The following is a 16,349-nucleotide window of genomic DNA, read 5'->3' as shown; positions in this document are numbered from 1 at the left end:
GGCAGCCTAGGGCACGGATGATTGACTCTCCCCCGTGACTGACGTGGCATTTATCCTGATTGTTGGCAGTGTGGCGGTTTTCCTGGGGGCGGTGGTCCAGGGAAGCGTGGGCTTCGGGCTCGGCCTGATCGCCGCGCCGGTGCTCACGCTGCTGGACCCGGGGATCATGCCGGGCGCGATCCAGGTGGTCAACATGACGCTGCCGCTGTTCACACTGGCCGCCGAATGGCGGAGGGTGGACTGGCGCGGTCTCGGCTTCGCGGTCCTGGGACGGCTGCCGGGCAGCGCCGTCGGCGCGGTCATCGTCGTCTACCTGTCGGTCCAGACGCTGAGCGTCTTCGTGGGCGTCATGGTGCTGGCCGCCGTGGGGCTCACCGCCCGGGCGCTCAGCGTGCCCCGCAACGGGGCGACGGTCACCGCGGCGGGTTTCGTCTCGGGCGTGACCGGCACCGCGACCGGGATCGGCGGGCCGCCGATCGCGCTGGTGTACCAGACGGCCAAGGGGCCGCAGATCAGGGCGACGCTGGCGATGTTCTTCTTCCTCAGCGCGGCCCAGTCGCTCGGCATCCTGGCCCTCGTGGACCACCTGCCGGGCAGGGCGCTGACCACCGGGGCCGTGCTCGTGGTGCCGATGGTCATCGGTTTCCTGGTGTCCGGGCCGCTGCGCCGCCATCTCGACCAGGGCAAGCTCCGCGTCGCGATCCTGGCCGTCGCCTCGGTGTCGGCCACCGTGCTCATCGCCCAGACCCTGCTGACGTGACTCCCCGCCGTGGTCAGCAGTTGCAGTCGCAGCCGCAGCCGTCGCAGCAACAGCCGCCCTCGCCCGAGCAGCAGGAACCGCAGTTGGAGCAGTTGCCGCAGCAGTCGCAGCCGGAGCAGTCGAAGCGCTGGCAGCACGACCCGGCGCGGTCCTCGTCCCACTCGGGCCGGTACAGGCCGCACGTGCAGCAGGTCAGCGCGGCGCACGCGAATGACAGCAGCCCGCCGGGATCCCGCTTCGGCGGCCGTCCCTCCGGCGGCGCGCCGGGATCGCCGGGCGCGTGACCGGGTGCGTGGCCGGGCGGGTGGCCGGCGCCGTGCGTCCCGGCGGTCGCGAAGGCCCTGGAGACGGCGGTGCCGGTCTCCCGCACGAGCAGGGCGCGCGTCAGGCCGGGGCGCGGCAGGTCCAGCCCGTCCACGGCGGCGCGTAATTCGGCGTGCGCGGCGTCGCAGTGGCGGCGCGCCTCGTCCAGGCCGGTGCCGGTGGCCGCCAGCGGGTTGTACGCCCCGGACGCCCGGTCGTCGGCCAGGTCCTCCACCGCGTCGATCAGGTGTGCCAGCCTCCCGAACCCGCGCCCCGCCGCCTCCAGTGCCTCCTGGTTGTGCGGCCTGCCCGCGAGCACCGCGGTGTGCGCGAACGCGGCGGCCACGGCGTCCTCGGTGGGCCTCGTCAACTCCCGCAGTCCGGGCGCCGCGGCGCTGCCCTGGGCGCGTTCCAGGAGGGCCTGGCGGTCGGCCGCGGTCGTCAGCGGAGTGGGGTCGAACCCCAGCGTGCCGGCCATGGCGGTGCCGGCCGAGGACCAGCGGCCCGCCAGGCGGGTGGCGCCGGCGGCCACCGGGCGGCGGGCGTACACGCCGTCCCCGTCGGCCACGTGGTCGCGCACCTTGCCTGCCGCCAGGAGCAGCGACACCGAGGCCGCCAGCCGTACCCCTTCGGCCTGCACCACGTCAGCGCCCTTGAAGCCGCGCAGCGCGCACGCGCCGGCCCGCCGGCGCGGCGCGGACGCGGGGGACTGGGCCTCGGTGAGAACGGACACGATCAGGCCGTCGTAGTTGGTCACCAGGCGGGACAGGTGTCCGTGCTCGTCGCGGAGCGCCAGACAGAGCCCGCACAGGTGGCCCATCCAGTCCGCGTAGAGCCCGGCGCACATGACGTGCCGACACGGGCGGACAATGCCGAACATACGTCCCCTTATGTGCGTATTACCGAGCCAACCGTAGCACCGGGGGGCCGGAGGGCGCGCGCATACGAGTCCGGCAGGGCCCCGCGCCTGCGGCTGGACGGCCTCAACCCCGATCCGCCCGTGCCCGCCACACATTACGAAGTCCTGCCACACGCCCTGTCGTGAAGCGCTGCTCGCCTTGGGGCGAGAGACGAGCGCGGATCGTTGCCCGCGCCTGTCGACGTGCGCGTGGAAGTTCCCGCACGGCTGAGCGCCCTCGTCGAGCGCCGCCTGCACGGCAGGGCGGTGCTCGACCTCGCCTGACGATCTCAGCGGCGCTTCGATGACGTGCGGAGGTTGTGGGTTCCGGGTCGTCCTCAGCCCCGCGTGAACGGTGCCAAGGTGGAGCCGAAGGCCGCGCCGAGGGCGAGCCATCCGATGAGGACGACGAGCCAGAGCATGGCGCGTCTGCTCGGAGGTGGGCCGCTGCGCAGCAGGGCGATGCCCAGGGGGATGAAGGCGGCGCAGAGTCCGCCTGCGGCGATGATGGACTGCGGGATCTGGGTGCCTTTGAGCGTCCCGAGCGCGAGCAGCGTCATCAGGCCGAGCGCGATCGAGCGGCCCAGTCCCAGGGCGCCGGAGCGGTAGGCGCCGATGGCCAGCACGACCCAGCCGAAGAAGACGGTTCCGGAGAGCGTCCTGAACGGATGCCAGGACGTGTCGCGCCATGCCAGGTAGTAGGCGTCGATACCGGTGATCATCGACTGCAGGCCGAGGCTGTCGGTCAGGTGAAAGGCCAGGTGATCGGTGCCGAACTGGAAGGTCCGGGTGAACAGGCCGACGATCACCAGGCAGCCGCCCCACAGTCCCCATAGCGGGCTGGTGGCGGCGATCCGTTGCGCCAGCGTCGTGACCGCCGGCCACAGCAGGATGTTGCCGCAGGCGAAGCAGGCGTAGGCGGCGGTGATGAGGCCGGGGTGCCGGGTGTAGGCGGCGAGCTGGTCAGGGAAGAAGAAGTGGAACTGGGAGCGCAGGAGAATCCCGGTCATGAGCAGGGCGGGGCCGCAGATCAGCGCGACGCCGTTCACCCATCGTCCCGGAAACGGGGGTTGCCGGCCCAGGTTGGCCGCGGCGTTCGCGGCACGCCGGTCCGCGTCCGCCCGTCGCCATCGGGTGATTCGCCCGCGAAGCTCAACATCCATGCGTTCGGCCCATCTTGTCGGTGTCGGCGCGTCTCAGCTCGGTATGCCGGGCGCATCAGCATGGTGCTGCGCGGTGCGACGGGGGCGCGTCTGGCTGGGGTCGCATCTTGGCGCGGCCCGCGCGAGCCGGGGGTACGACCCCAGGCGGATGCGGATGTCCTACCGTGGGCAGATGCCGGGGGATCTGGTGAGGCGATAGCGTCCCGTCATGAAGTGGGCTCGGCGACTCGGCGGAAGGGGCGCTGCCGACGCGGCGGCGGCGGTCGTCGTGGCGCTGATCGTCGGATACGCCATCGTCGACCCGCCGGGGCCGTCGTCGTGGTGGCCGACCTGGTCTGCTTGGCCGGTGGCGGCGGTCGTGGGCTTTCCGGTCGCGGTCCGGCGGCTCTGGCCGCGGGCCATGCTCGGGCTGTCGTGTGCCGCGGGCGTGCTGGCGACCGTGGCAGGTGCCGTCGCGGCGGGCGTGATCTGGCTGTCGTTCGTGCCGACCGTGCTCGCGCTGTACCTGGTGGCCGCGACCGCCACCTCGGTCGGATGGTCGGTCGCGGGCTTGGCGGCGTGCGCGTTCGCGGCGGCGGCCGCGGTTCTGGTCTTCTACGCCCAGGTGTTCCCCGGCCTCGCGCCCGCGGCTACGCCCAGTGAGCTGCCTCCCTACTGGCCGATCGAGATCGGGGCGATCTGTGTGCTCCTGGCCGTCGGCTGGACCGTCGGGACGGCCGTGCGCTGGAAGCGGGACACGACCGCTCGCCTCGTCCATCACCTCGCCGAGACCGCGGTGGCCGACGAGCGCAGGCACATAGCCCGCGAACTGCATGATGTGATCGGCCACAGCATGAGCCTGATCGCCGTCAAGGCCACCGTGGCCAACCATGTCGCCGACGCTCGCCCGCAGGAGGTGCGCGCCGCGCTGGCCGTCATCGAGCAGACCAGCCGAAGCACGCTCGCCGAGATCCACCGGGTGCTCGGCCTCCTGCGGTCCGACGGCGATCCGCATCAGGCCGATCTGCCTGTGCCAGGCCTGGCGGACCTGCCCGAGCTGGCTGCCGGCGCCCGCTCGGCCGGGGTCGAGGTGGACCTGACCGTCCGCGAGGGGGCCGCGCTCCCTCCCGCGGTCGCCGTGTCGGTGTACCGGATCGTGCAACAGGCCCTGACCAACGTCATCACTCACGCGGGGCCCACCCGTTGCTCGGTCTCCGTGGACATCGACGGGCGGGCGGCCATGATCGAGGTCGTCGACGACGGCCCGCGCCACGGCCGGCCGCCGCGTGCGGGTCACGGCGGACACGGCCTGATCGGCATGCGCGAACGGGCCAAGATGTACGGAGGCACGTTCAGCGCGGGATCCAGGCTCGCAGGAGGCTTTCGCGTGGCGGCTCGACTGCCCTACGACCCGGACGGCACCCTTACATGATCACCGATGCCGCCCCGCACGATCCGCCGCCCATCCGGGTCCTGCTCGCAGAGGACCAGGTCCTGGTCCGCGACAGCTTCAAAGTCCTCATCGACACCACACCGGGGATGGTCACCGTGGGCGAGGCGGGCACCGGAGCCGAAGCCGTGCTCCTGGCCCGCCGGCAGCGACCGGACGTCGTCCTCATGGACGTGCGGATGCCGGACATGGACGGCATCGAGGCGACCAGGCGTATATGCGCCGATCCGGCCGGTGTCGGCATCCACGTACTGATCCTCACCACGTTCGATCAGGACGAATACGTGTACGCGTCGCTCAGGGCCGGCGCCAGCGGATTCCTCGTCAAGAGCGCGACGGCGACCGAGCTCCTGGCCGCCATCCGGGTCGTCGCCTCCGGCGAGGCACTGCTCGCGCCCACCGTCACCCGTCGGCTCATCACCGACTTCCTGCGACGCCCCCATTCCGCCCCGGCCCGGCGAGACCTCGACAACATCACCCAGCGCGAGCACGACGTGCTCGCCCTCATCGGCAAGGGAATGTCCAACTCCGAGATCGCGGAGCACCTTCACCTCACCGTCGGCACGGTCAAGACCCACATCGGCCGCCTCCTGGCCAAACTGCACGCCCGGGACCGAGCCCAGCTCGTCATCGCAGCCTACGAAGGCGGCCTCGTCGCCAACCCGCCCTCATTGTGATCTCGAGTCGGGCGGCACCGGTCACCCGTCCTGATGATCTATTACCCGTAAATCGCCGATCATGACGGTGTAGACCCTGAGCAGCAACCGGGCGGCCAGTGCCGTCAGCGGCTGGTGCTGACGGAGTTACCGCCATCCAGGGTTCGGATGCGGATGAAGGATCAGCGGCGCCGGCGTGGGGCGCGGCGGGCTTGCCGTCGGGCGAGGGCGTCGGATGAGGGCATCGGGTGAGGGCGTCGGGTGAGGGCGTCGGGGGAGACGCGGGTGTATCGGGCCAGGGACGCGACGGAGGCGTCGCCGGAGAAGGCGAGCAGGGTGCCGGTGTTGGCGCCGTTCTCGGCGGCGTGGGTGAGGGCGGAGTGCCGTAGGTCGTGCGGGGTCCAGCCGGGGGGCGGTGAGGTCGGGGTGGGCCGGCGGCTCGGTCAGATCGTTGAAGGTCTCTTCGGCGCGGCGGTAGGACACGCGGGCCCGGCCGGAGTCGGGGTAGACGTCGGCCGCTGATCCTCTGCGGGTGACCTTGGTGCGCCGGTCGCGGCGGTCCAGGTCCTCGGTGTCCAGGGCGAGGACCTCACTGGATCGGGCGGCGGTCTCGTACCGCATGGACCGGAATGGTTGATCATCCGGCCTCTCTTCCCCCTACGGGGGGCAGGATGTCGTACTGATGGTCGTCTACATCACCTACCGGAGACAAGCTCGGCCAGGTGGTGCAGCGAGTCGGTGAGATGCTCAGGGCCGAACGGCGGGAACTGGAGGTACTCCCGGATGCGCTGCGGCACCGCCGACCAGTCGTAGGTGAGCGTGACCTCAGTCGCGGACGGACCTAGCGGCGCCAGGTCGTAACGCCAGATCCAGCCGCCGAACTCCAGGCGACCGTCGCCCTTCTCCTCCCCCGTCAGCCAGCCGATGGCGCGCGGCGGGTCGAGCACCTGGACCTTGTTGGCCACCTGGTAGTCACCGTGTGGATGGTCGGGGTGATACATGTTCATCCGGAAAATCTGCCCCACCTCGGTCAGCGGCGCCCGGTCGACAGCTTCCTGAACCCGGCCGGTGACGGTGCCGTCGATCGCAGAATGGGTCGTCGGGTCCGCCAGCACCGCGAACACTCTCGCGGCGGGCACGGCGACAGTCAGGGTGGCGCTCACGTTCTCCCGGTCCACGGTGTGCACGCTCCTTGTCATCTCATCTCGGGCCTCCCGCCCCAGGCGCGCCCGTCGCGTCCGCAGGAAGGTTCGTTCGGTGTCGTTGGTGGCCAGGGTGATCGCCTCGTCGTAGGCGGCGACGGCATCGGCGGTACGGCCGAGGCGGGTGAGCAGGTCCGCGCGGGTGGCGGGCAGCAGGTGGTAGCCCGGCAGATCCAGCTCATCGATGGTGGCCAGCGCCGGCGCCGGCCCGTGCACCTCGGCGACGGCGACCGCGCGGTTGAGCGCGACGATCGGGGTCGGGGCGTGCTGCAACAGTTGGTCGTAGAGCGCCAGCACCTGCGCCCAGTCGGTCGCCGGCCCGTCCGTGTGCACGGCGTTGATCGCGGCCTGCAACTGGTACGGCCCCGGCTGAGCACGGCGCAGACACCGCCGCACCAGCTCGTGCCCCTCGGCGATCAGCTCCCGGTTCCACAACGACCGGTCCTGCTCCGCGAGCACCACCAGCTCACCCGAAGGCCCCACCCGCGCCGGCCGCCGGGCCTCGGTGAGCAGGAGCAGCGCCAGCAGCCCGATCACCTCCGGCTCGTCGGGCATCAGCTCGGCGAGCGCCCTCGCCAGGCGAACCGCCTCCAGGCACAGGTCCGTCCGCAGCAGCTCCCCGGAAGTCGAGGTGTATCCCTCGTTGAAGACCAGGTAGAGCACGGTGAGTACCGATGTCAGCCGATCGGGGAGTTCGGCGGCGCCGGGCACCCGGTAGGGGATGCCGGCGTCGCGGATCTTCTTCTTCGCGCGGACGATCCGCTGGGAGACGGTCGCCTCCGGCACCAGGTAGGCCCGCGCGATCTCCGCGACCTCCAGCCCGCCGAGCAGGCGCAGGGTGAGCGCGGTCTGCGCGAGCGGCGACAGGGCCGGGTGGCAGCAGGTGAAGATCATGCGGAGCTGGTCGTCGCGCACCGGTCCCACCTCCTCTGGCTCGTCGGGTTGGTGCAGGAGCAGCGCCTGCGCGTGGCGGGCCTCGCGGGTGGATTCCCGGCGCAGGCGGTCGATCGCCCGGTTGCGGGCGGTGGTCACGATCCACGCGCCGGGATTGGGCGGCGCCTCGTCCCACTTCTGGACGGCCACCGCGAAGGCGTCCTGCACGGCCTCCTCGGCGAGCCCGATGTCACCGAGGAGGCGCGTCAGCGTGGCCACGCACCGGCCGTACTCCGCCCGATAGACGCTGTCCAGATCCATCCGTGCTCATTTCCACTGCGCGTCTTCGAACGGGCGCACTTCGATCGGGGACCCGCAGGCCAGCGCGCACTTCTCGGCCCAGGACAGCGCCTGGTCGAGGTCGTCGCACAGGATCACCCAGAACCCGCCGAGCTGCTCCTTCGTCTCGGCGAACGGGCCGTCGGTCATCGTGGTCACGCCGTTGCCGGGACGGACCACCGTGGTGGCGGGCGAGGGCAGCAGGCCGCCGACGAACACCCACGAACCGGCGGACTGCATCTCGGCGGTGACCTTGGCCGTCCGGGCCATCTGCTCCTGCATGTCCTCTTCGGACAGCACCGGCGCGCTTTCGTCGAACTGGACGGCGAGCAGGTACTTCTTCATGGCGAACTCCTTCGAAGGATCAGGCGGACAGACGGCGGGCGACGGCCGGGATCACGATCGCGGCGGCGACCACATGCGTCAGCATCAGCAGCACCTTCGTGGTCGCGGACGCGTCCGCGAGCACATCCGGTACCAGTGACAACGCGGTGAGCGCGATCGTGGTGCGGACGAAAGCCGTGCGCGGACGGCGGGCCGAGCGGGCCAGCACCAGGGCCAGCACCAGGCCCACCACGGAGAAGATGAAGGTCAGCACGGCGAACCCGAACACCGGGATCGGCGTGCCGCCGACAACGAGGCTGATCCCGGCGAACTCACCCGCCGCGGCGACGGTCGCGGTCGCCGCGGCGGCGACGGCCGCGGCGTTCAGGCCGCCGGTGACCAGTGGCTGCGCGGGAGCGGCGGTGGTGGTGACGGACATTGTGGCCTCCGGTGAGTGGCGACCGGCCCGTTGCCGGCCTCTCACCTTGGCTACGAACGGGCTCGACGCCATTCGACACCCCCGCAGAAAGTCAGAAGACGTACTCTCCCCGACCGCGTCCGAGGCGACAAGGTCTACTCGTAGCGAGCGCCCTGACGATCGCGGCCTCGCTGGATCCTGATGCCGACACCAGCAGCAGCCGGCCGGTGGGCAGGTCGTCGTGCTTGGCCCGCATCTCCGACGCGGTCTCGCGTACCGCCCGTTGTGCAGCCCGGATGGTGGAGCCTCGAGTGGTGGGCGCGGTGATCGCCGGCCCACCTGCTGGCGGTGTCGTGCGGGCGGCGGGTGGTCGTGCCCGATGGGCTTGTCGCGCAGGTGTTTCGCGGGGAGCTTGACAGGATGCTCCCGGTCGGCCCGCCGCGGCGCGAGCTTCGCCTCGGTGTAGCGCCTGATCGCCGCTGGGGGCGGTCCCCGTCGTCGTAGATCTGCCGGGCGGCGTACAGGTCGTGGGCGGCCTGGTCCACGGCGTGCAACACCCGGAGACAGCCGCCGGTCCGATCGGCGACGAACTGCAGCGTCACCCCGGCAGCGGCACCACCCGTACGCCGTCCTCGTGTCGGGGTCAGGCCCGCGCTCTCGTCCCGTGGTCTTATCGAACGGATTGGCCGGCCACCGATGAGTTCGACGACCGGGCCAGGTCTACACCTGCACACCGCAAGCTGCGCACATGATCAGTGAGGGACCATGAGCACAAACGCACTACCGCCCGTCGTCGACGCCGACACCTGGCAGCGCCAGCTCGAAGCACTGCGTGCCCGGGAGAAGGCCGCGACCCGGGAACTCGACGCCATCGCCGCCCAGCGCCGCCGCCTGCCCATGGTGAGGATGCCGGACTACACCCTCGAGGGCGAGGCCGGACCGGCCCGGCTGGCGGACGTCTTCGAAGGCAGGAGGCAGCTGATCGTCTACAACCACATGTGGTTCCCGGGCAAGGAGTGGCAGTGCCCGGGCTGCACGGGGTTCACCTCGCAGTTCACCCGGCTGGAGTTCCTGGACGACTACGATGCCCGGTTCGTCATCGTCACCCAGGGCCCGATCGACGAGGCACTCGCCTACAAGCGGCGGGTCGGGAACAAGATGGCCTGGTATTCCACCGCGAACAGCCCGTTCGGCACCGACGTCGGCGCACCGACCGGCGGAGGCTTCGCCGTCAACGTGTTCCTGCGCGATGGCGACACCGTCTATCGCACCTGGCACACCGACGGCCGGGGCACCGAGCAGCTCAGCCACACCTTCCCGCTGATCGACCTGCTGCCGTACGGGCGGCAGGAGGAGTGGCAGGACTCGCCCGACGGCTGGCCGCAGTCGCCCACCTATAGCCGGTGGGCCTCCGCCAAGGACATCGCCGCGCTGTACGGCCCGGACACCGCCTAGGGGCTAACGCACGTCAGGGCGGGGACAGGTCTCGAACACGAAGGTGTGACGGGCGTCGTGCGGGCGCAGGGTGCCGAGCTTGCGGTCGGGGTCTGTGGTCTGGGCGTCGTGCAGGCGGCCGATCCCGCCGGCGATGGTATTGATCGAGCGGGTGACAGGCGGCCGTCAGGGCGGCGATGGAGGCGGCGTCGCCGGGCCATGCCGGGACCGCTCCCCGTGCCATGGCCGCCTTCAGAAACCTCGCCTTGGCACCCTGAAATCCCTCGGCGCGACCAACACCGCCAAGACCACCAGGGCAACCGGCGCCGAACCCGCACGAGCCCTTCCGATCCTGGGCATCAGCCACCAACCAACCACTCATGAATCTGAACAAGCGCTGCCCAGGCGGGCGACCGGTCGGCGAAGGCAATCGGAGCCGCCCGAACGATGTCGCACGTTGCGGAGTGGCTCGAACGTCGACACCGCGCCGGCGTGCCCGCTGCTACGCGGTCAACGTCACCGCCAGGAACACCGCCCCCATCACCAGCGCGACCGGCGTCATCACCAAGCGCTCGAACTTGCTGCGCGACAACAGGTTCAGCACGGAATTCAGCACCAGGTAAACCACGATCACCCACATGCCGATCGTCAACAGCGGCTCGCCGATGATCGACACCAGGCCGGCTTTGCTCAGCAGGAACAGCGCGAACACAGCGTAGATCGGGACCGCGACCACGCTCCCGATCCGCAGGTTTCGAGGCAGCACGTCGTGCTGGCCGCCCCAGGCGAAGCGGCCCAGGGGTGCTCCGGCGGCAAGGGCGATCTGGCCGACGGCGAGTATGGCGAGCAGGATCAGGCCTGCGATCGCAAAGGCGGGCATGGCCTGACGCTACCGGGGTTTCGGTGGCAACAGGTGTCCCGATGGGCTTCCTGGGAAACGACCCTCCAAGGCCCTGCACGGCGGGGTGCGGCGGGGGCTTCCTTGCCTGGCGGACACGTGGGCCAACTACCGCTCCCAAATGGGCCATCTGTCGCGCTCAGGGGCCATCTAACGCTCACAGCCTCATCAGCCATGGTGTCGGGGAGGTTGAGGGGGCGTTTCTGGATTGTTACCCGGAACAACAAACTCCCCCTGCGGAGGGTCTTCCAAAGCAGGCGGTACCGGAATACGTTGCCGCAAACAACATTCATCCGGGCCCCTCCGGAAGAAAGGACCCTGCATATGCGCAAGGGGATCCTCAGCCTGACCGCCTCGGCGGCCGCGCTCGCTCTTGGTCTAACCGCCTGCGGGGGCGACGGCGGCCAGACCACCACCACGACCTCCTCGGCCCCTGCCGCTTCCCAGAAGGTCGGCAAGATCGGCGTCATCCTGCCCGACAGCAAGTCGTCGGCCCGCTGGGAGACGGCGGACCGCAAGTTCCTGGAAGAGGCCTTCAAGGCCGCGGGTGTGGAGTCCGACATCCAGAACGCGCAGAACGACAAGACCGCGTTCCAGACCATCGCCGACCAGATGATCACCAACGGCGCGACCGTGCTGATGATCGTCAACCTGGACAGCGGCACCGGCAAGACCGTCATCGACAAGGCCAAGTCCCAGGGCGTGGCCACCATCGACTACGACCGGCTCACGCTGGGCGGCGGCGCCGCCTACTACGTCAGCTTCGACAACACCAAGGTCGGCACCCTGCAGGGTGAGGGCCTGAGCAAGTGCCTGGGCGACAAGAAGGCCGAAAAGCCGATCGTCGCCTACCTCAACGGCTCGCCGACGGACAACAACGCGACGCTGTTCAAGGCCGGCTACGACGGCGTGCTCAAGCCCAAGTTCGACGACGGCTCCTACGTCAAGGGGCCGGAGCAGTCCGTTCCCGACTGGGACAACACCCAGGCGGGCACGCTCTTCGAGCAGATGCTCACCAGCGAGCCGAAGATCGCCGGCGTGCTGGCCGCCAACGACGGCCTCGGCAACGCCGCCATCACCGTGCTGAAGAAGAACAACCTCAACGGCAAGGTGCCGGTCACCGGGCAGGACGCCACGGTGCAGGGCCTGCAGAACATCCTGGCGGGCGACCAGTGCATGACCGTCTACAAGGCGGTCAAGAAGGAGGCCGACGCCGCCGCCAAGCTCGCGGTCGCGCTGGCCAAGGGTGAGAAGCCCGCCGCCAGTGGCAGCGTCAAGGACTCCGAGACGGGTCAGGACGTCCCGGCGGAGCTGCTGGACCCGCAGGCCATCTACTTCGACAACGTCAAGGACGTGGTCGCGGACGGTTACGTCACCAAGGAAGAGCTGTGCACCGGCGACTTCGCCGACAAGTGCACGGAAGCAGGAATCCAGTAGAACAACCGGCACAGGGTGCGGTCCGCGCTCCGGGCGCGGGCCGTATCCGTCCCGAGGGAGACCCATGACGACCCCCCTGCTCGAAGTGCGCGGGATCGACAAGAGCTTCGGCCCCGTGCAGGTCCTGCACGACGTCGCCTTCTCCGCGTACGCGGGCGAGGTGACCGCGCTGGTCGGCGACAACGGCGCCGGCAAGTCGACGCTGGTCAAGTGCGTCGGCGGTATTTATCCCATCGATTCGGGCGAGATGCTCTTCGACGGGCGTCCGGTCCAGGTGCACGGCCCCCGCGACGCGGGCGTGCTCGGCATCGAGATCGTCTACCAGGACCTGGCGCTCTGCGACAACCTGGACATCGTCCAGAACATGTTCCTCGGCCGGGAACGCCGCAGGGGCCTGGTGCTCGACGAGGCCTCGATGGAGGAGATGGCCGAGCAGACGCTCAGCGGCCTGTCCGTGCGGACCGTGAAGTCGATCAGGCAGCAGGTCTCCAGCCTGTCCGGCGGGCAGCGGCAGACGGTCGCCATCGCCAAGGCCGTGCTGTGGAACAGCAAGGTCGTCATCCTCGACGAGCCGACCGCCGCGCTCGGCGTCGCCCAGACCGCCCAGGTGCTCGAACTGGTGCGCAGGCTGGCCGACAAGGGCCTCGCCGTGGTGCTCATCTCGCACAACATGAACGACGTTTTCGCCGTCTCCGACCGGATCGCGGCGCTCTACCTCGGAAGAATGGCCGCCCAGGTCAGGACGGCCGACGTGACTCACGCGCAGGTCGTCGAACTGATCACATCCGGCCGTAGCGGAGACCTGGGGATCGTGCAATGAACAAGGTCAAAGAACTTCCCGGCGAGGCGATCGTCGCCGCGACGCAGGCGCCGTCGATCGGGCGCAGCGTGCGCGCCTACGTCGAGCGGGTGCGCGGTGGCGACATGGGCGCGCTGCCCGCCGTGCTCGGCCTGGTCGTGCTCTGCACGGTCTTCGCCATCGCCCGGCCCTCGTTCCTCACCGCGATCAACTTCGCCAACCTCTTCACGCAGGGCGCCGCGGTCACGGTGATCGCGATGGGCCTGGTGTTCGTGCTGCTGCTCGGCGAGATCGACCTGTCCGCCGGGTTCGCCAGCGGCGTGTGCGCCGCGGTGCTCGCGGTGACGCTCACCAACATGGGCCTGCCGTGGTACGTCTGCGTGCTGGCCGCGATACTCACCGGCGTGCTCATCGGCACCGTGCTCGGCGCGCTGGTGGCCAAGGTCGGCATCCCGTCGTTCGTGGTCACGCTGGCGGCCTTCCTCGCCTTCCAGGGGCTGGTCCTGCTGCTGGTGGACGAGGGCACGAACATCTCGATCAGGGACAACGTGGTCGTCGCGATCGCGACCAGGAACCTGCCGCCGTGGCTCGGCTGGGCGCTGTACGCGGGGGGCGTGGCGATCTACGCGGCGGTGCAGCTCCTGCGGGCCAGGGGCCGGGCCAAGCGCGGGCTGGTCGCCGACCCGATGTCGCTGATCGCGGCCCGGGTGGGCACGCTGGCGGTCATCGCCGGCCTCGCGGTGTACGTGCTCAACCTGGAGCGCAGCCGCAACGCCCTGATCACCTCGCTGACCGGGGTGCCGATCGTGATCCCGGTGATCCTGGCGCTGCTCGTGGTGTGGACGTTCGTGCTGCGCCGTACCGCGTTCGGGCGCCACATCTACGCGGTCGGCGGCAACGCCGAGGCGGCCCGCAGGGCCGGCATCGCCGTCGACAGGATCAAGGTCAGCGCGTTCGTCATCTGCTCCTCGATGGCGGCGGTCGGCGGCATCATCGCGGCGTCCAGGGCGAGCTCGGTCGACCCGAACACGGGCGGCAGCTCGGTGCTGCTGTACGCGGTCGGCGCGGCCGTCATCGGCGGCACGAGCCTGTTCGGCGGCAAGGGACGGGTGCTCGACGCCATCCTCGGCGGCGCCGTCGTGGCGGTGATCGAGAACGGCATGGGCCTGATGGGGTACGGCGCGAGCGTGAAGTATCTGGTCACCGGGAGCGTGCTGCTGCTCGCCGCGGGTGTGGACGCGCTGGCGCGCAAACGGGCGGCCGCCGCTGGTCTAAGGTGATCAGCGACTTCCACCCGTATAAGGAACACCAGACGATGCGTGCCGGCCCCTCACAGGAGGACATCAGGCGCCACAACCTCGGCGCGCTGTTGCGCCATGTCCACCTGGGCGGGCCGATCTCCCGCGCCGAGCTCACCTCGAGGATGGGCCTGAACCGCAGCACCATCATGGCGCTCACCTCGGACCTCACCGCGGCCGGGCTGGTGCGCGAGGAGCTGCCGCGCGAGACCGGCCGCGCCGGGCGGCCCTCACTCGTGGTGCGCCCGGAGTCGTCGCGGGTGTACGTCTTCGCGTTCGACGTGGGGCCGGACCGGCTCGCGGTGGCCCGGGTCGGGCTGGGCGGCGTCATCCTGGACCGCCGGGAGATGGCGCGCCAGCGCGGCCCGTTCCAGCTGGGCGAGCTGGCCGGCGCGCTGGCCGGGTTCGCCCGGCAGATGCGCCGCAAGACGAGGGACGACACCGTCTGCGTGGGCGCCGCGGCGGCCGTCTCCGGCGGGGTGCGCAAGGGCGACGGCGTGATCAGGTTCGGCCCCAACCTGCTGACGGAGGACGAGCCGTTCGGCGAGGAGCTGGGCCGCAGGCTCGGCCTCGGCCTGCCGGTGAGCGTGGGCAACGACGCCAACCTGGCCGCGCTGGCCGAGCACAGCCGGGGGGTGGGCGCGGGCGTCAAGGATCTCATCTACCTGCACGGCGACGTCGGCATCGGCGGCGGCATCATCGCGGGCGGCCACCTGCTCGGCGGCCACGACGGCTACGGCGGCGAGGTGGGCCACATGGTGGTCAACCCGGGCGGCAGGGCCTGCGGCTGCGGTTCGCACGGCTGCCTGGAGGCCGAGGTGGGGGAGCGGGCGCTGCTGGAGGCCGCGGGCGGGTTCCGCGCCGACCAGCACGGCCGGGACGCGGTGCGGGCCGTGGTCGAGGCCGCCGACCGGGGTGACATCGTGGCGCAGAAGGCGCTCAAGAGGGTCGGCGACTGGCTCGGCCTGGGCGTCGCCAACCTGGTCAACATCTTCAACCCGGAGATGGTGATCTTCGGGGGCATCCTGAGGGACATCTACCTCGGCTCGGCGGCCCAGGTGCGCAGCCGCCTGACGATGCACGCCATGGCGCCCCAGCGGGAGAAGCTGCGGCTGCGCACCTCGGCTCTGGCCGACGACGCGACGCTCGTGGGCGCGGCCGAGCTGGCCTTCGCCCATGTGCTCGCCGATCCGCTCGAGGTGCTGGCCAGAGCCGGCACGTAGGCGCCGCTAGGCGACCCTGCCCCTGGGGGCGGTCCAGGTGTTGCAGTAGCGGGCCGAGGCGCCGTCGAAGCCGCGGTCCTGCCAGTAGGCGAGGTTGCGCGGCTTGCCGTGGATCTTGCTCTCGCCCGCCTGGTGGACCGCGTCGATCCACTGGTCCCAGGTGATCCCGGGGTCGACCGAGTCGAGCGTGGCCCGGTAGAAGACGCCGGCGAAGCATTCGGCCTGCATCTCCAGGCGGTGGCTCAGCGTGGTGCGCGCGCTGCCGCCCGAGCGCCAGTAGAGGGTGTTCTGCGCGTCCAGGATGCCGGTGAGCTCCTGCACGTGGTGGCCCCACTCGTGGGCGACGGAGTGCGCGATGTTCATCTTGAACGGGTCGCGCAGGTCCCGCTTCATGATGCGGATGGCGATGGTGCGCTGCACGGGGCAGTACTGGGCGCCGTTCGTGGTGATCCTGCCGCAGACCGAGCCGCTGCCCGTCGTGATCGCGAGCTTCGGCGGGCTGTAGCGCAGGCCGGCGGCCCTGAACCGGGTGGCCCAGAAGCGGTTGGCGCATCTGGCCATCGCCCGGTGGAACACCTTCACGGACGCGACGCTGCCGGCGCGGATCTCGGGTATCGCGCACGTCTGGGGGGAGGGGGTGCCCGACCGGTAGATCTTGTTCTTGGTCAGTACGGCGGGCAGCCCCGTGGTCGCGGACTTCGTCTCGGCGCTAGCCGTACCAGATAGAGCCAGACCCGCAACCATGCAGATAGACGCTGCTATAAGGGGAATACGCACGATCGCGGATCTTAGACCAATTTATGGTCGTTTGTTTGGGCAATCTTGGCTTCGATGCGGACAGGTGTCGCAGCCGGGAAGCAGGACGCGGCCGCGCCGGGGTGGCGCGGCCGCGCTC

Annotated in this window: 15 protein-coding genes and 1 pseudogene; 8 read left to right on the top strand and 8 right to left on the bottom strand. The window is 70.5% G+C overall.

The features are described 5' to 3' along the window. Nucleotides 1-70: 70 nt before the first annotated feature. A complete protein-coding gene (locus V5E28_RS08235) occupies nucleotides 71-760 on the top strand; it encodes a sulfite exporter TauE/SafE family protein (protein WP_336205805.1) in 690 nt (229 codons plus the stop codon). A gap of 13 nt (nucleotides 761-773) precedes the next feature. Here the strand turns inward: V5E28_RS08235 and V5E28_RS08230 are convergent, their stop codons facing one another. Then, nucleotides 774-1,943 (bottom strand): DUF5685 family protein, encoded by a 1,170-nt coding sequence (locus tag V5E28_RS08230; RefSeq protein WP_336205804.1) that lies wholly within the window; start codon nucleotides 1,941-1,943, stop codon nucleotides 774-776. A 356-nt stretch (nucleotides 1,944-2,299) separates the two neighbouring features. Continuing rightward, complete coding sequence (locus tag V5E28_RS08225; RefSeq protein ID WP_336205803.1) at nucleotides 2,300-3,010, bottom strand: hypothetical protein; 711 nt, start codon at nucleotides 3,008-3,010, stop codon at nucleotides 2,300-2,302. Between the two features lie 322 nt (nucleotides 3,011-3,332). Here V5E28_RS08225 and V5E28_RS08220 point away from each other — a divergent pair, with 322 nt between their 5' ends. Both V5E28_RS08220 and V5E28_RS08215 read left to right on the top strand, forming a co-directional pair. Then, nucleotides 3,333-4,535 (top strand): sensor histidine kinase, encoded by a 1,203-nt coding sequence (locus V5E28_RS08220; protein WP_336205802.1) that lies wholly within the window; start codon nucleotides 3,333-3,335, stop codon nucleotides 4,533-4,535. Then, the gene (locus tag V5E28_RS08215) at nucleotides 4,532-5,230 is read left to right on the top strand and encodes a response regulator transcription factor (protein WP_336205801.1); all 699 of its coding nucleotides are present in this window, start codon (nucleotides 4,532-4,534) and stop codon (nucleotides 5,228-5,230) included. Before V5E28_RS08220 ends, V5E28_RS08215 begins: the two co-directional genes overlap by 4 nt. Before the next feature lie 161 nt (nucleotides 5,231-5,391). Here V5E28_RS08215 and V5E28_RS49475 read toward each other — a convergent pair. The 4 genes and pseudogenes from V5E28_RS49475 to V5E28_RS08200 all read right to left on the bottom strand — a co-directional run. Next, nucleotides 5,392-5,601: pseudogene (locus tag V5E28_RS49475) on the bottom strand (hypothetical protein); the annotation flags it as partial. 303 nt (nucleotides 5,602-5,904) lie between these two features. Then, nucleotides 5,905-7,605: a sigma-70 family RNA polymerase sigma factor gene (locus tag V5E28_RS08210; RefSeq protein WP_336205800.1), complete on the bottom strand. Its 1,701-nt coding sequence runs from the start codon at nucleotides 7,603-7,605 to the stop codon at nucleotides 5,905-5,907. A 6-nt stretch (nucleotides 7,606-7,611) separates the two neighbouring features. Then, entirely contained in the window at nucleotides 7,612-7,968 is a 357-nt protein-coding gene (locus V5E28_RS08205) for a YciI family protein (RefSeq protein WP_336205799.1), read from the bottom strand. A 19-nt stretch (nucleotides 7,969-7,987) separates the two neighbouring features. Then, entirely contained in the window at nucleotides 7,988-8,386 is a 399-nt protein-coding gene (locus tag V5E28_RS08200; RefSeq protein WP_336205798.1) for a DUF6069 family protein, read from the bottom strand. A gap of 744 nt (nucleotides 8,387-9,130) precedes the next feature. On the opposite strand from V5E28_RS08200, the gene V5E28_RS08195 reads away from it, so the two are divergent. Continuing rightward, on the top strand, nucleotides 9,131-9,820 hold the full coding sequence (locus tag V5E28_RS08195) for a DUF899 domain-containing protein (protein ID WP_336205797.1): 690 nt from the start codon (nucleotides 9,131-9,133) through the stop codon (nucleotides 9,818-9,820). Between the two features lie 481 nt (nucleotides 9,821-10,301). On the opposite strand, the gene V5E28_RS08190 is transcribed toward V5E28_RS08195, so the two are convergent. Further along, the gene (locus V5E28_RS08190; protein ID WP_336205796.1) at nucleotides 10,302-10,679 is read right to left on the bottom strand and encodes a hypothetical protein; all 378 of its coding nucleotides are present in this window, start codon (nucleotides 10,677-10,679) and stop codon (nucleotides 10,302-10,304) included. A 342-nt stretch (nucleotides 10,680-11,021) separates the two neighbouring features. Between V5E28_RS08190 and V5E28_RS08185 the strand changes: the two genes are divergently transcribed. From V5E28_RS08185 to V5E28_RS08170, 4 genes are all read left to right on the top strand, one after another. Next, entirely contained in the window at nucleotides 11,022-12,134 is a 1,113-nt protein-coding gene (locus tag V5E28_RS08185; protein ID WP_336205795.1) for a sugar ABC transporter substrate-binding protein, read from the top strand. A gap of 64 nt (nucleotides 12,135-12,198) precedes the next feature. After that, complete coding sequence (locus tag V5E28_RS08180) at nucleotides 12,199-12,954, top strand: ATP-binding cassette domain-containing protein (protein WP_336205794.1); 756 nt, start codon at nucleotides 12,199-12,201, stop codon at nucleotides 12,952-12,954. Beyond that, nucleotides 12,951-14,213, top strand: coding sequence for a sugar ABC transporter permease (locus V5E28_RS08175; RefSeq protein WP_336205793.1), 1,263 nt, complete (start codon nucleotides 12,951-12,953; stop codon nucleotides 14,211-14,213). Before V5E28_RS08180 ends, V5E28_RS08175 begins: the two co-directional genes overlap by 4 nt. 35 nt (nucleotides 14,214-14,248) lie before the next feature. Beyond that, nucleotides 14,249-15,454, top strand: a complete 1,206-nt coding sequence (locus tag V5E28_RS08170) for an ROK family transcriptional regulator (RefSeq protein WP_336205792.1) — start codon at nucleotides 14,249-14,251, stop codon at nucleotides 15,452-15,454. Between the two features lie 6 nt (nucleotides 15,455-15,460). On the opposite strand, the gene V5E28_RS08165 is transcribed toward V5E28_RS08170, so the two are convergent. Then, on the bottom strand, nucleotides 15,461-16,198 hold the full coding sequence (locus V5E28_RS08165) for a neutral zinc metallopeptidase (protein WP_336205791.1): 738 nt from the start codon (nucleotides 16,196-16,198) through the stop codon (nucleotides 15,461-15,463). Nucleotides 16,199-16,349: the final 151 nt, after the last annotated feature.

The sequence above is a fragment of the Nonomuraea sp. LPB2021202275-12-8 genome (assembly GCF_037044575.1).
Lineage (GTDB): Bacteria > Actinomycetota > Actinomycetes > Streptosporangiales > Streptosporangiaceae > Nonomuraea.
Note: the sequence above shows the minus strand (reverse complement) of the source record. Positions and strands in the feature narration are given on the sequence as shown.